Annotated in this window: 13 protein-coding genes; 10 read left to right on the top strand and 3 right to left on the bottom strand. The window is 45.9% G+C overall.

Annotated elements, in window-relative coordinates; all coding sequences use genetic code 11:
* Positions 1–220: 220 nt before the first annotated feature.
* Positions 221–1,348, bottom strand: a complete 1,128-nt coding sequence (locus EJA10_RS16300) for a CAP domain-containing protein (protein WP_246017826.1) — start codon at positions 1,346–1,348, stop codon at positions 221–223.
* A 214-nt stretch (positions 1,349–1,562) separates the two neighbouring features.
* On the opposite strand from EJA10_RS16300, the gene EJA10_RS16295 reads away from it, so the two are divergent.
* The 10 genes from EJA10_RS16295 (at position 1,563) to EJA10_RS16250 (ending at position 12,657) form a co-directional block, all read left to right on the top strand.
* A complete protein-coding gene (locus EJA10_RS16295) occupies positions 1,563–2,558 on the top strand; it encodes a hypothetical protein (protein ID WP_125481088.1) in 996 nt (331 codons plus the stop codon).
* Positions 2,559–2,687: 129 nt separating this feature from the next.
* Complete coding sequence (gene kynU, locus EJA10_RS16290; protein WP_125481092.1) at positions 2,688–3,974, top strand: kynureninase; 1,287 nt, start codon at positions 2,688–2,690, stop codon at positions 3,972–3,974.
* Between the two features lie 16 nt (positions 3,975–3,990).
* On the top strand, positions 3,991–4,824 hold the full coding sequence (gene kynA, locus EJA10_RS16285; protein ID WP_125481087.1) for a tryptophan 2,3-dioxygenase: 834 nt from the start codon (positions 3,991–3,993) through the stop codon (positions 4,822–4,824).
* A gap of 19 nt (positions 4,825–4,843) precedes the next feature.
* Positions 4,844–5,470, top strand: a complete 627-nt coding sequence (gene kynB / locus EJA10_RS16280) for an arylformamidase (RefSeq protein WP_125481086.1) — start codon at positions 4,844–4,846, stop codon at positions 5,468–5,470.
* Between the two features lie 136 nt (positions 5,471–5,606).
* Entirely contained in the window at positions 5,607–6,233 is a 627-nt protein-coding gene (locus tag EJA10_RS16275) for a TetR/AcrR family transcriptional regulator (RefSeq protein ID WP_125481085.1), read from the top strand.
* A 626-nt stretch (positions 6,234–6,859) separates the two neighbouring features.
* The gene (locus EJA10_RS16270) at positions 6,860–7,744 is read left to right on the top strand and encodes an ABC transporter ATP-binding protein (RefSeq protein ID WP_125481084.1); all 885 of its coding nucleotides are present in this window, start codon (positions 6,860–6,862) and stop codon (positions 7,742–7,744) included.
* A gap of 3 nt (positions 7,745–7,747) precedes the next feature.
* A complete protein-coding gene (locus EJA10_RS16265) occupies positions 7,748–8,545 on the top strand; it encodes an ABC transporter permease subunit (protein ID WP_125481083.1) in 798 nt (265 codons plus the stop codon).
* Between the two features lie 15 nt (positions 8,546–8,560).
* A complete protein-coding gene (locus EJA10_RS16260; RefSeq protein ID WP_125481082.1) occupies positions 8,561–9,361 on the top strand; it encodes an ABC transporter permease subunit in 801 nt (266 codons plus the stop codon).
* A gap of 245 nt (positions 9,362–9,606) precedes the next feature.
* Entirely contained in the window at positions 9,607–11,013 is a 1,407-nt protein-coding gene (gene hemY / locus EJA10_RS16255; protein WP_125481081.1) for a protoporphyrinogen oxidase, read from the top strand.
* Between the two features lie 171 nt (positions 11,014–11,184).
* Entirely contained in the window at positions 11,185–12,657 is a 1,473-nt protein-coding gene (locus EJA10_RS16250; RefSeq protein WP_125481080.1) for a PAS domain-containing sensor histidine kinase, read from the top strand.
* Positions 12,658–12,694: 37 nt separating this feature from the next.
* Here EJA10_RS16250 and EJA10_RS16245 read toward each other — a convergent pair whose 3' ends face one another.
* Together EJA10_RS16245 and EJA10_RS16240 are read right to left on the bottom strand one after the other, a co-directional pair.
* On the bottom strand, positions 12,695–13,075 hold the full coding sequence (locus EJA10_RS16245; protein ID WP_125481079.1) for an SET domain-containing protein: 381 nt from the start codon (positions 13,073–13,075) through the stop codon (positions 12,695–12,697).
* 95 nt (positions 13,076–13,170) lie between these two features.
* Complete coding sequence (locus tag EJA10_RS16240) at positions 13,171–13,968, bottom strand: hypothetical protein (RefSeq protein ID WP_125481078.1); 798 nt, start codon at positions 13,966–13,968, stop codon at positions 13,171–13,173.
* Positions 13,969–14,053 lie beyond the last annotated feature (85 nt).

Here is a 14,053-nt window from a genome sequence, read left to right as displayed (position 1 = left end):
TATCAACTTCGGACATTTTCACTGCTCCACCACCGGATTTTGTCCGAAGTCCTACCAACTTCGGACATTTTCACTGCTTCTTCACCTGATTTTGTCCGAAGTTAACTCATTCTTCTTGTGTAAAACAAACATCCCTCAATCCCCGCAGGATCGAAGGCCTAAAGCAACAAAGTTTACGAAATGAGCCTTACCAAAAGAAACCGAGCACATCCGGCTCGGTTTACAGTTTCCTCTTCGTATAAAAATTCTCGGTAAAATAGGGCTCGTGCTTTGGACCGAAAGCGACTCCTACCCCAAGCAGTTCAAAGTCTGGTTTCAGGATGTTTTCGCGGTGTCCGAGCGAGTTCATCAGGCCTTCGTGGGCGAAAATGCTGCTGAATTGGCCGAACGCCAGGTTCTCGCCGGCAACGGAAAATGTGATTTCATCCTCTGCCATCCTGTCAAAAGGCGACTGGCCTTCCAGATTGGTGTGGCTGAAATACTTTTTCTCTGCCATATCAGCACTGTGCTTACGGGCCGTTTCTCTCACCTGGTCATCCCAGCCAAGAATCCCAAGCCCATTATTGACCCTTGACGCATTGGTCAGATCAAACAGCTGATATTCAAAACCTTCCTTCAAAGCATCAGTCGCTTCGGTATAAAAACCAGGCTTGCTTTGCTCCAGCTGCTCGCTGATCATCTGGACTGCTGTTACTGTGTTGTTTTTATGCTTGTCATAAAAAATCGTCACATAGCTTCCGTCCCGCTCGTAAACATCATAGTCGCGCTCTTCCTGGAACTGATAATAAGTAAGGCCTTTCCTGAGTTGGCTAAGCGGCTCGCCAAGCTGCTGCTTTACCGTCTCTTTAGGGCTGCCATACTTAATCCCGTTCTTTGAAGCAAGCAAGTCCTGATTGGTGTACATTCCATTTACCTTTCCATCATCCCCGTATGAAACCATCAGGAAGTTCTGGAAATTCTCATGATAGGCATGCCACTCTGTTCCATATTCATTAATGGAAACACGCTTAGGGGCACCAAGCTGTTTCTCCACTTCCGTCTTCGCATCGCCAATCCCAACATTATGAATCGTGAAGGTCCTTTCTGCCGGAGCCTCAAGCTCGGGTTTCTCCACCTTAGGTATAGGAGGCTGCTCACTCTGTGTTAATTCCTCTTTTTTCTTATCAAGCTGCCAGATCAGCTGGTTGATGCCGTTGCTGATCGCGTCCAGTGCAGAAGAGAGTTCGGGATTCTCTTTTAAAGTATTCATTTCATTCTTTATATTCTGGAAGTCTTTATTGGCAGTCAAATATGGCCATGAAAAATAAATCAAACCACCAATTAGTAATAGCGAAAATAATTGTCTCAAGGCTGTTCTCACCGTCCTTTTATCAATATACCCATGAATCACTGGTTAAAAAAGCATAGTGGAACATGGAGGGGACAAACTGTATAGGAAGACTACCTTTAATTGAATTTGTGAATAAATTCACAAATAGTTCATAATTCAAACGGTCGGTACAGGCAGGGCTATTGTATTATTACTACATCGATAGTGTTAATTCCATCAGGAGGTTGCTCAGATGAAAAAACTATTTCAAATCATCATTGGTTTAGGACTTATTCTAACACCTTTCTATACAAATGCTCACGTAAAATGGTTTACCCAGGTTTCACCAGAAAAAGAGTTGATTCAAAACATCCTGTCTCCGTTATTCATGGGACTGGCACTGCTCGCGGCTGTCGTTCTTGCTTCGTTGACGCTGATTATCCCGAAAATGGCGCAATGGCCGATCATTAAGAAGTGGGATGATTATCTGTCTGGCTTCAGGAAGTATTCAAGGTATTTATTAAAATACGGAACAGCACTCGCGCTGATCATCCAGGTCACGAATGGAACTTTATTTGCCCCGGAATTCCAGCTAGATAGTACATGGATGACTATTTTAGCGTGGATCACCATTGGCTTGCTTCTCGTGCCGCATCACATCGCTACCAAGCTCGGTGCTACTATCTTATTTTTCTTGTTCATCATGGTTACTGCCAAGCATGGTATTTTTTATATGCTCGACTATGGCTTCTATGTAGCAATCATCGGTGTGCTGCTTGTAGGAAGTACGAAGCTGGAGAAAGTGGGGTTCCCGTTTTTATATCTCGGAACGGGTTTGTCACTGTGCTGGGTCGCCGTTGAAAAATGGGTATATCCATCCATGTCGCTTGATATCGTTGCCAATCACAATGTCCCAACATTCGGATTCGAACCTGCAGCCTTCATCGTTATGGCCGCGTTTGTTGAGTTCGTCGTCGGTTACCTGCTTGTCGTCGGCATCCTGAACAGGGTCCTTGGCTTTGTCGTCACGACGATTTTCATTCTGACGACCATGTTATTTGGATTCACTGAAATCATCGGCCACTTCATGATTCATATTGTCTTGATCATTTTCATTATCGAGGGCGTATCGTTCTATAATCCGCCGATTAAAATGCACAAAACGAAGACCGATCAATTCATCTTTATTTTCCTGAACTTCATTTTTGTCCTATCCACATTTGTATTGATCTATTATCGATTTGCTTAAACAGCCTTCCATACAGGCTGTTTTTTCTATGGAAAAATTCACTTAATTGGAATTATCAGACCTTTTGTTGACGCTTGCCTCCGTTCTTGTTACGATTTTGCTAGTGTGACCAGGATGGGAGAGATCATGATGAAATCTTATTCTTTTGAACCTGCTGCAGAATTTGCGGAACAGCTTGACCGTGAGGATGCGCTCGCAAGGTTCCGCGATGAATTTTATCTTAAACCAGAACACATTTATTTAGATGGAAATTCGCTTGGACTTCTATCCAAGCGTGCAGAAAAGACCTTGCTGGAATCGCTGGCAGACTGGCGCGAATTAGGCATTGACGGCTGGATGGACGGGAATCATCCCTGGTTCTATATGTCCGAAAAACTTGGAGAATTATCCGCGCCGCTTGTGGGTGCTTCACCAGAAGAAGTAATTGTAAGCGGATCCACAACCGTCAACCTGCATCAGCTCGTGGCTACTTTTTACAAGCTGGAGGGGAAAAGGACGAAAATCCTTGCTGATGAATTGAACTTCCCTTCTGATATCTATGCGCTTCAAAGCCAGCTGCGGATTCATGGTTTTGATCCGGATACACATTTGATCAGGGTGAAAAGCAGAGATGGCAGATTCCTTGATGAAGACGATATCATCGAGGCGATGAATGAGGAAATTGCGCTCGTTGTGTTGCCGACCGTGCTTTACCGCAGCGGGCAGATCCTTGATATGGAGCGGCTGACAAGAGCGGCCCACGAGCGTGGAATCATGATTGGCTTCGATGGCTGCCACTCAATCGGTGCCATACCTCATTCCTTCTCAGAGTGGGGAGTCGACTTTGCCTACTGGTGCAATTATAAACACCTGAACGGTGGGCCTGGAGCGGTTGCCGGATTGTACGTGAACTCGAAGCACTTCGGCACTAAGCCTGGGCTGGCCGGATGGTTTGGTTCGAGGAAGGATAAGCAGTTTGATATGGAGCATGTTCTTACCCCAGCGGAAAATGCCGGTGCCTATCAAATCGGCACGCCCCATGTTATGAGCCTTGCGCCATTGCTTGGTTCTTTGGAAATGTTCGCAGAGGCGGGAATCCAGAACATCCGCGAAAAATCATTGAGAATCAATCGTTATATGATGGATTTGATTCAACACGAGCTTGGCGAAGCAGGCTTCATGGTTGGCAGCCCGGTTGAGGATTTCAGACGCGGCGGCCATGTCAGCCTCGAGCATAAGGAAGCTGCGAGGATTTGCAAGGCGCTGAAGGAAAAAGGAATCATCCCTGATTTCCGTGCTCCGAACATTGTCCGCCTGGCACCGGTTGCTCTGTACACTTCGTATACCGATGTCTGGAACGCGGTCCAGGTTCTAAAAGAAATCATGGACAACAAACTGTACGAGAAATTCAGCAATGAGCGCGAGGTTGTAGCGTAAGGGGAGGAGTCTGGCCATGAAGGAAGAACAAAAAGTGACAAATAACATCCATACCGATTTTTCAAAAGAGTTATCATACGGAAGCTACTTGCAGCTTGATAAAATTTTAACGAGCCAGCAGCGTTTGTCGGACCACCATGATGAGATGCTGTTCATCGTCATACATCAGGCAAGCGAGCTTTGGATGAAGCTGATTTTACATGAAATGAGCGCGGCGATCGACTGCATCCGCAAAAATGACCTGGAGCCATCCTTCAAGATGCTGTCCGGGGTGTCCCGGATTCAGCATCAGCTGATCCAGTCCTGGAGTGTGTTATCAACGCTGACTCCTGCTGAATATATGGAATTCCGCGATAAGCTCGGCCATTCATCCGGATTCCAGTCCTACCAGAACCGGTTGATTGAATTTGCTTTGGGGCAAAAGCAGAGCCACGTTTTATCCGTCTACAAGCACGATGCCGAATTGTATAAAAAGATGGAAGACGCCCTGCATGAACGCTCAATTTATGATGCGGCAATCAGCGCGCTGGCAATGAGAGGGTTGCCGATTGATGACGCGGCGCTCAACCGCGACTGGTCAGTGCCGTACGAGCCGAATGCCAGCGTCGAGGAAGCGTGGCTCACCGTTTACCGAAACGTCGACCAATACTGGGATCTTTATGAACTGGCAGAAAAGCTAGTCGATATCGGCAGCCAGCAGCAGCTCTGGCGTTTCAACCATATGAGCACGGTTGAACGGATCATCGGCCACAAGCCAGGCACTGGCGGCTCTGCCGGCGTGTCTTATTTGAAAAAGGTCGTTGACCACAGATTTTTCCCAGAGCTTTGGAGCCTGAGGACAAAGCTATAAAACGAAAGAAGGTTAGCAAATGGGAGATTGGATAGATATTTCGCAGGTTTTGAAAAATGAAATTCCGGTTTGGCCAGGCGATACGCCGTTTCAATATAAGGTCAGCTGGAGCATGGAGGAAAGCGGTTCGGTGAACGTCGGCCAGGTGACGATGAGCACGCATACTGGCACCCATATCGACGCTCCCTTCCATTTTGAAAGCGACGGAAAAAAAGTAATCGAGCTTGATTTTAATCTTTATATTGGTCCGGCTTTGGTTGTACATGTGGATAACCCTGCAAGTATCGGGCTGAAGGAGCTGGAAGGCGTTAAACTCGAGGGAGTCAAGCGTTTGATCATCCGGACTGATGCCTGGAACGATAAAACAATTTTTCCGGATTCGATCCCTCATATTGAGCCGGAACTGGCTGCCTATCTGGCTGAACAAGGTGTCCAGCTGCTCGGACTTGATCTTCCATCGGTAGATGCTTTGGACAGCAAGGAATTGGATGCACACCATGAATTGGCCCGCCACGGAGTTCATATCCTTGAAGGACTTGTCCTTGATCAGATTGAGCCCGGAGAGTACGAGCTCGCTGCCCTGCCGCTTCCATTCGAGCAGGCAGATGGAAGTCCTGTCAGAGCTGTTATCCGTAAAATAAAATAAACCGAACGCTGCCTGATCATTTGATGGGCAGCTTTTTTGTCGAAAATTTTATGATGAATGTTATTGACCAGTGTGGTCAATGGGGAATACAATAGAGTTGACCGATGTGGTCAATTTGGTTTTCAAGGAGGTCGCAATGTCTTCAAAATTTTTAAGCTTGAATCCTGAAAAGCAGGAAAGAATCATGAACGCTGCTCTCAAGGAGTTTGCCCAAAAAGGCTATGGAAATGCCTCCACAAACGAAATCGTGAAATCAGCGGGAATCTCCAAAGGATTGCTGTTCCATTATTTTAAAAACAAAAAAGAACTTTATTTGTTCCTGTATAACCATTTTGTCGATGTCCTGAAGGAGGAATTCTTCAATGAATTGGATTTTACAGAACGAGACTTCTTCCAGCGGATGAAAAACCTGATGATCCTCAAAAGCAGGCTGATGGTCCGGCATCCTGAGGTTTTCGACTTCATGATGGCAGCCACCATGGAAACATCAGAAGAAGTGAAAGAAGACCTGAACAACGCAAATGCTGAAATGATGCAGTCCAGCTTTGGCCGTCTCTTCGAGAACATCGACCTGGAAAAATTCAAGGAAGGCACAGACATTCAGCGAACCATCAACATCATCATGTGGACCCTCGAAGGCTTCAGCAACAAAGAAGTCCAAAAAGCCAAGAAACACAACAATGGTCTCCACGACTTCGACGAAGCCTTTGAAGAAGCAGAAGTATACATCGACATGCTGCGAAAAGCCTTTTATAAAGAGTGAAATGGAGCGGGGAGGAACAACCCCAACCGCAAAATAAGAGTGCTCAATCTAGATAAAAATGCACGACTGTAGAAAAAAGTGGTCAAATTAGGTGAACACCGCCCAACCGTGACGTCCAACCGTGAAAAAAGCGTGCAACCAATATTAAAACTGCTCAACTGGAGATAAAGTTTCTCCAACTGGAGATAAAATTGCTCCAACTGGAGATAAAGTTTCCCCAACTGGAGATAAAATTGCTCCAACTGGAGATAAAACTATTCCAACTGGAGATAAAACTGCTCCAACTGGAGATAAAGTTTCCCTAACTGGAAATAAAACTGTTCCACCCGTGAAAAAAGCGTGCAACCAGTATTAAAAGTGATTCAACTGGTATTAAAATGGCTGCAGCTGGTATTAAAATCGCCCCAACTAGTATAAAAACGAGTCCAACTTGATCTAACTCGTTCCAACTGATAACAGAACTGCCCCCAACTGGCATTTTAACCAATTGCAAACAAGCTAAATACTGATCTGCTCGTATTAAATCATCTTTAAGTCATATAGTAGCGGTCAACTTATAGTAAACCGCCAAAAAAGCTGAAACACCCACTAAATAGAGATAGAAAACTGATCTGGGAGGGTCTGGCATGAACGTGATTGAGATTAAGAATCTGACGAAGATGTACGGCAAGGCCAGGGGAATTGAGGATGTTAGTTTTTCGGTGGAAGAAGGAGAAATATTCGGCTTCATCGGCCCGAATGGTGCGGGGAAGTCGACGACCATCCGGACGCTGTTGTCGCTGATTTATCCGACGAGCGGCAGCGCGACAATTTTTGGCAAGGACATCATCACGGCGGCGCCTGAAATCAAAAAGGAAATCGGTTATCTGCCATCGGAAGTTTTTTACTATGACAATATGAAGGTCATGGACCTGCTCAAGTACTCGGCAAGCTTTTACAAGAAGGATTGCACCAAGCGGATCAGGGAGCTTGCAGACATCATGGAGCTCGATCTAACCAAGAAGATCGATGACCTCTCGCTTGGGAACAAAAAGAAGGTGGGCATCGTCCAGGGGCTGCTGCATGAACCGAAGCTGATCATCCTTGACGAACCGACGAGCGGCCTCGATCCACTGATGCAGCAGAAGTTCTTTGACCTTCTTGAAAAAGAAAACAAGAAAGGCGCGACGATTTTGTTCTCCTCCCATATCCTCAGCGAGGTGCAGAGGCTGTGCGACAGGGTCGCGATCATCAAGGACGGCCGGATTGTCACGGTGGAGAAGATCAGCACGCTAAAAGAGAATACGTACAAGAAATTCAAGATTGAGACCAACTCAACGATTGAAAAGGACTTGTTTAAACTCGATGGCGTGAACCAGCTTGAGCAGGATGGCAGCACGATCAGCTTCCTGTTCAGGGGAAATATTAATGCCATCATGAGAAAAATCGCGGAAATCGAGATCGCGAACCTCTGGATCGAGGAGCCAAACCTCGAAGAGATTTTCATGCATTATTATGAAAAGGAGGAATAGGTGATGAATATGTTCCTTCATGAATTAAAGGCTTACCGGAAATCAACGCTTATCTGGACAGTGTCATTGGTGGCGATGGTTGTCCTGTTTTTATCGATGTTCCCTTCTTTTTCGAAGGATGCGGAGGAATTCAAAACGCTGCTTGAAGGCTTTCCGGCAGAGCTGAGAAAGGCGATTGGTTTGTCGGTGGACAGCATCGCGACATTGCTTGGATTCTTTTCCTATTCCTTTCTGTACCTGAAGCTAGCCGGCGCCATCCAGGCAATGAATCTGGGAACCTCAATTTTATCGAAGGAGTCCCGGGAGAAGACGGCAGACTTCCTGTTAACGAAGCCCGTAACCAGGACACAGATTGTCACCTCCAAGCTGATGGCAGCACTGGTAAGCTTAATTTTTACGAACCTAGTTTTTATCGCGGCAACTTTCGTCATGGCATCGCTGGTAGCAGGAGATGAATTCAACAAGGAAGCATTGTTCCTGATCGCCCTTTCGCTGTTCATGATCCAGCTCATGTTCCTCGCGCTGGGGATTCTCGTTTCTGTGATCTTTCCAAGAATTAAGTCCGTAATCTCGGTGTCTCTTGGAACTGTGTTCGGATTTTTCATGCTAGGCATGATCAGCTCGACGACCGATGACAAAGCGCTCCGCTATTTAACACCGTTTAACTATTTTGACTCAGCGCACATCACAGAGAATCTAAGCTATGAAAATTCTTTTCTCTTAACAGTTGTGCTGTTTATCATCGCTGCCATCTTGGCCAGCTATTATTTTTATACGAAAAAGGATGTCCATTCCGTCTAGGGAGGAGGGAAAGTCATGAATATTTTTAAAAGAGAAATGAAAGCAAATCGGAAATCGCTCATCATCTGGAGCATCGGTGTTATCTTCATGGTCGCCTCTGGCATGGGGAAGTATTCGAGTCTGGAGGGCGCCGGAGGACAATCGATGAACGCGCTGATGGCCGATATGCCCAAATCGCTCCAGGCAATCATGGGAACGGGTTCGCTCGATCTATCGACCCCGATCGGCTATTACGGCGTCCTGTTTCTGTACCTGGCTGTCATGGCCGCCATTCATGCTGCGATGCTCGGGTCAAATATCATTTCAAAGGAAGAAAGGGATAAGACCATTGAATTTCTCCTTGTAAAACCGATTTCAAGAACGAGGATGATGACATCCAAATTGGTTGCAGCTTTGGTCAATATCGTGATTTTCAATCTTGTGACCTTCGCCTCCTCTGTTGGACTGGTTCAGAAATTTGCGGATGGTGAGGAAGTGATCGGAGATATTTCGATGCTGATGGGCGGAATGTTCATCCTCCAGCTGATCTTCCTTGTCATTGGCACAGCCATCGCTGCGTTCTTTAAAAACGCGAAAAAAGCAACGTCGCTCGCCACCGGAATCCTGCTGTTCCTGTTCATCATTTCCATCGCCATAGATATGAATGAAAAACTGGATGGGTTGAAGTATTTCACTCCGTTTAAATACTTTGACGCGAAGCTGATGTTGAAAGAAGGCGGGTTCGAGCCGCTGTATCTAGGTTTGTCAGCAATAGTGTTTGTCGGCCTGACCATTGTGACCTACACCTTTTATCGAAAAAGAGATATGAATATCTGACCCCCCGGGAAACCGGGTTTTTTAAATGGGGGGAAAATGGATGTGGTCGATATACTCGGAAATCCGCTGTCCTGCGATTGTCCCCCTGTTTCCGCACAAACGATGACAAACTGCAGGATCCATCACCTTGTTCACATTTTAGTAAAAAACTGCCCGCCAATCACCACTTTTGTGGTGCTATACTTTATTTATGTTAAAACCTTCACATACCTACTTAAACTAATCGTGAAAAAGGTGAGCGGAAAATGGATGAGAAAAAAGTGGTGGTTGTCGGCGGAGGAATCACAGGACTGGCGACAGCTTTTTATTTGCAAAAAGAAGCGCGTGAGAAGAATCTGCCGGTCAAAGTGACATTAATGGAAGCGAGCGGTCGTCTTGGGGGCGTCATCAGCACGGAGAAACGCGATGGCTTCACAATCGAAAGAGGCCCGGATTCGCTTATTGCGAGGAAAAAGAGCGCGATGAGGCTTATTGAAGAAGTTGGCCTTCAGGATAAAATCATCTCGAACACTGCCGGGAAATCATATATTTTTGCCCGCGGAAAACTCCATACCATGCCGGAAGGCTCGTTTATGGGAATTCCGACAAAGGTAACGCCGTTTGCGTTATCAGGCCTTTTTTCGCCGATCGGAAAACTGCGTGCGGCAGGGGATTTTATTTTACCAAAAGGGGAAGCGAAAGAAGACCAATCACTGGGCGAATTCTTCCGCAGAAGGCTGGGGGATGAAGTGGTCGATAACCTGATCGATCCACTCCTTTCCGGCATCTATGCAGGCGATATTGACGAGTTGAGCCTGATGGCACTATTCCCGAATTTCTATGAAATCGAGCAGAAGCATCGAAGCCTTGTAATCGGCCTGAATAAATCGATGCCAAAGCCGCCGAAAAACGTCAAACGTCCAGCCTCTAAAAAGGGCATGTTTATCTCACTGTCAACCGGACTTGAAGAATTGATTCTCCAGGTTGAAAAACGCTTGGAGCCAGGAACGGTCAGGAAAAATACCGCAGTTGAAAAAGTCGAAAAAACAGGAGGCAGCTACCAGGTGAAGCTGGCCACAGGAGAAATCGAGGAAGCGGACAGTGTCGTAATTACGACCGATCACTTCCACGCCCAGCAGATACTTGCAGACCATGCCTTCATGGAGCCATTCAAGAATATGCCGTCCAATTCTGTTGCGAATGTAGCGATGGTCTTTCCGAAGTCTGCGATCGAAAAGGATATCGACGGTACGGGTTTCCTTATCTCGCGGAACAGTGATTTCCGCATTACCGCCTGTACCTGGACCCACAAGAAATGGCCGGGCACATCTCCTGAAGACATGGCCTTGCTGCGCTGCTATGTCGGCAAGCCGGATGACCAGGAGGCAGTCGAATTATCCGATGACGAAATCGTCGAGCTGGTTTTGAAGGATTTGAACAAGACAATGAATATCACGGCAAAGCCGATCTTCCATGTGGTAACAAGATGGAGAAAATCAATGCCGCAGTACACAGTGGGCCATTTGCAGAAAATTGCTGAGGTCAAGGACCGTTTGAATGAGGAGCTGCCTGGTGTCTATCTTGCCGGCGGTTCATTCGAGGGCGTCGGCATTCCGGGCTGTATCGACCAGGCGGAAGCCGCCGTGGAAAAAGTCATGTCGTATCTTTCATAAATAGTCAAGGCCGCAGTCATATCAGGGCTGCGGCCTTTTTAGTAGCTGCTTGCAGGCATCGCCAAATTTTAAATCTATTTTGTAGGGATCCTGCAAAATATGTCTTTTGAAAAGTCGAAACCTTCTGTAAAATAGAATCATAAGGAAATCGAAATGTTTGGAGTGATCGCTATGCGAAATAGTTTTCCTCTTTTTGGAACAGATGACGAGACGGTGTACAATCCGGATGAGCTGTTGAATTTGTTTTTGGACTGTACCGCTGATGGGTTTGCTATTGTCGATATGGAGAATCGTTTCGTAAGGATCAACCATATGTATACGGAAATTTTCGGCTATACGGAGGAGGAACTTCTCGGTAAAACCTTCTATGAGTTTGCCAATCCGGAATTTGTGCCCCATATCATCAATCAGGTCAAGGAAGGGAAAGCCTTCACCAATATGATAACCGAGCGTTACCATAAGGATGGATCCATGCTGGATATTGCTGTCTCGTATTCTCCTTTCCGCAATAAACAAGGGGAAATCATAGCGATCATAGCAATCTACCGCGATATTTCCAAATTGGTTCGAATCGAGAATGAGCTGCACAGGACACGGGAGCTATATGAACTGATCACTGAAAACACCACAGATATGATCAAGGTAATCACCAAGGATAAATCAATTGTTTATGCTTCGCCTTCACATGAAAAAGTAATCGGGCTGGCGCCGGATCAAATTGTTGGCCGCTACCTTTGTGAATTTATCAGCCCTGAGGAAGATGAAATTCTCGATCAAAAACTGCAGGAAATCATCGATACAGGTGAGCCGCAGATCTTGCGAAAAAAATTCGCGTACTGTGAACAATCACCAACAGTTTATACCGAATATAATATTTCACCCATTTATAATCATAAAAAGGAAATCGAGTCCTTTGTCACTGTCGGAAGAAATATCACTGACCGTGTCAAGCATGACGCGACCATCCGCAACCTGGACAGGCTGTCGGTAACGGGGCAGCTGGCAGCGGGAGTGGCCCATGAAATCCGTAATCCGCTGACAGCTTTGAAAGGCTTTTCGAAGCTGCTGCAAACATGCCTGGATAAGGAAAAGCAGGAGGACTACCTTGCGATCATCATGAATGAACTCGACAGGATCGATAAGATTGTCAATGAATTCATGTCACTCGCCAAGCCTCAGGCTATCCAATTTGTTAAAGAAGATTTGAAAGCCATCCTGGACAGCACCATCAGCATTATCCATCCGCAGGCAATGATGCATAATGTCCAGATTATTACGAATGATCCAGAGAAGGAATATCATTTGCTTTGCAATCCCCACCAGCTGAAGCAGGTGTTCCTGAACTTCCTTAAGAATGCGATTGAATCCATGCCAAATGGCGGGAAAATCTTGATTGACTTTAAAGCATCCTCTCCTGGAAAAGTACAGGTGAGCATCTCTGATGAAGGGTCAGGGATTGAGTCAGACCGCCTGCGGTACCTGGGTACACCTTTTTACACGACCAAGGATAAAGGAATTGGCCTCGGCCTGACTGTCAGCAATAAAATTATCCAGGAACACAATGGCACGATGAAGATCGATAGTGAGGTAGGGAGAGGAACAACGGTTACCGTCGAATTGGATTGTTTGGTAAATGCTCAATGAAAAAATGCGGCTTCCCCAGGAGGGAGCCGCATTTTTGTTATTCCTTCTCGTTGAACCATAAGGGATCATTATTATCGACTTCCCCATTGTAGTTGATGACGATTTCTTCACCCTCAGAGATGTCACGGTAAGCATAGAAATCAAACGTGTGGTTATCAAAGTTGATTTCGTATATGGCATTAGGTTCATAAGAATGGTTGAACAGCATCCCGTAGCCAAGCAAGATAGCTGAATGGTTGATACCATATTCAAAAGCGTAATCCGCCAAAGCCGTTTTCTCAATATGGACATGCTGATCATTCGGGTACGAAAGAACAGGCGCTTCATGAATCAGTTCGCCCTTCTTGATGTCACGGGTAGCAAAAACCCCTCTGTTGAATTCTCCGTTGCTGATTTCTGAAGTCTTTACTTCAATCATTAATATCACTTGCCCTCTTTTAAAGTATCTCTAGCATGACTGATTTCGATGGAATTTGCAAATAAAGATATGGACTGGCTGATGCCAGTCCATTTTTATGATTTCTTAACGATTTTTGATGGATTATTGATTTTATATCCTACCGAAACATCGAGCAGAAGGGATTCATCTTCCACATCCTTGCCTTTCGGGAGGCTCTTCTTGACGATTTTTCCATCGAACTCGAGCTGTTGTCCAGGCTCAAGCTCGTGCTTTTTCAACGTTTTGCTATGGGATCCCCAGGCAAGGCCAACCTCAATCGGTTCGTCCTGTTCAATCCGTACATTTTCAAATACAATCACTTCATCATTGTCCTCATTGAAATGGTTCCAGCTTAACGCAAACTGTTTTACAGTCGCGGTAAAATGAACCTTTTCCTCAGGCAGCACCAGCTTAGGAGCCTTTTCTTTTTTTGCTTTCTTGACAGGCTTTTCTGCCTTCGTTTCTGCTGCTGCAGGGGCAGCAGCTTTCGGCGTTTCTTCAGCAGCCTTTGCCTTTACAGGTGCCTCGGCTCCGCCAGCTTCGTCAGATGCCATGGCAATGATTTCTTTCCCAAAACTGGAAGATTGCATTTCCTTCAAGTAAGCAGGATGGATGCATGTCAGGCTGCCATCCGCGAATTCAATGACCAGCGTATTGTATTCCGCGGTTTCCCCGAACACCTCGTACCCTTTGATCGTCACAAGACAATGCTGGTACCTGTCTTTGTACCAGAACTCCTTCTTCGTGCTCAATCCCCACTCTTTTACCTTTTCAAGATAATGAGCTTCATCCTCAAATTGCTCGTACATGCCTTTCGGCGGGATATATTGAGTTAAATGCGCCTGATTTGCGCCCGCAATTGAATTCGCCATTTGCCCACTTCCTTTCATCTCTATTTTACATTTTACACACAAAGAAAAAAAGAGACAGAGACTCAGGTACAGTTGTCCAACCCGA

The sequence above is a fragment of the Mesobacillus subterraneus genome (genome assembly GCF_003937825.1).
GTDB lineage: Bacteria > Bacillota > Bacilli > Bacillales > Cytobacillaceae > Mesobacillus > Mesobacillus subterraneus.
Note: the sequence above shows the minus strand (reverse complement) of the source record. Positions and strands in the feature narration are given on the sequence as shown.

What these genes read in the sequence shown, in the direction of transcription:
- EJA10_RS16275 (WP_125481085.1), top strand. Translation starts at nt 5,607, where the DNA reads ATGTCTTCAAAATTTTTAAGCTTGAATCCTGAAAAGCAGGAAAGAATC.
- EJA10_RS16240 (WP_125481078.1), bottom strand. Translation starts at nt 13,968, where the DNA reads ATGGCGAATTCAATTGCGGGCGCAAATCAGGCGCATTTAACTCAATAT.
- EJA10_RS16270 (WP_125481084.1), top strand. Translation starts at nt 6,860, where the DNA reads ATGAACGTGATTGAGATTAAGAATCTGACGAAGATGTACGGCAAGGCC.
- hemY (WP_125481081.1), top strand. Translation starts at nt 9,607, where the DNA reads ATGGATGAGAAAAAAGTGGTGGTTGTCGGCGGAGGAATCACAGGACTG.
- kynB (WP_125481086.1), top strand. Translation starts at nt 4,844, where the DNA reads ATGGGAGATTGGATAGATATTTCGCAGGTTTTGAAAAATGAAATTCCG.
- EJA10_RS16245 (WP_125481079.1), bottom strand. Translation starts at nt 13,075, where the DNA reads ATGATTGAAGTAAAGACTTCAGAAATCAGCAACGGAGAATTCAACAGA.
- kynA (WP_125481087.1), top strand. Translation starts at nt 3,991, where the DNA reads ATGAAGGAAGAACAAAAAGTGACAAATAACATCCATACCGATTTTTCA.
- EJA10_RS16250 (WP_125481080.1), top strand. Translation starts at nt 11,185, where the DNA reads ATGCGAAATAGTTTTCCTCTTTTTGGAACAGATGACGAGACGGTGTAC.
- EJA10_RS16265 (WP_125481083.1), top strand. Translation starts at nt 7,748, where the DNA reads ATGAATATGTTCCTTCATGAATTAAAGGCTTACCGGAAATCAACGCTT.
- EJA10_RS16295 (WP_125481088.1), top strand. Translation starts at nt 1,563, where the DNA reads ATGAAAAAACTATTTCAAATCATCATTGGTTTAGGACTTATTCTAACA.
- kynU (WP_125481092.1), top strand. Translation starts at nt 2,688, where the DNA reads ATGAAATCTTATTCTTTTGAACCTGCTGCAGAATTTGCGGAACAGCTT.
- EJA10_RS16260 (WP_125481082.1), top strand. Translation starts at nt 8,561, where the DNA reads ATGAATATTTTTAAAAGAGAAATGAAAGCAAATCGGAAATCGCTCATC.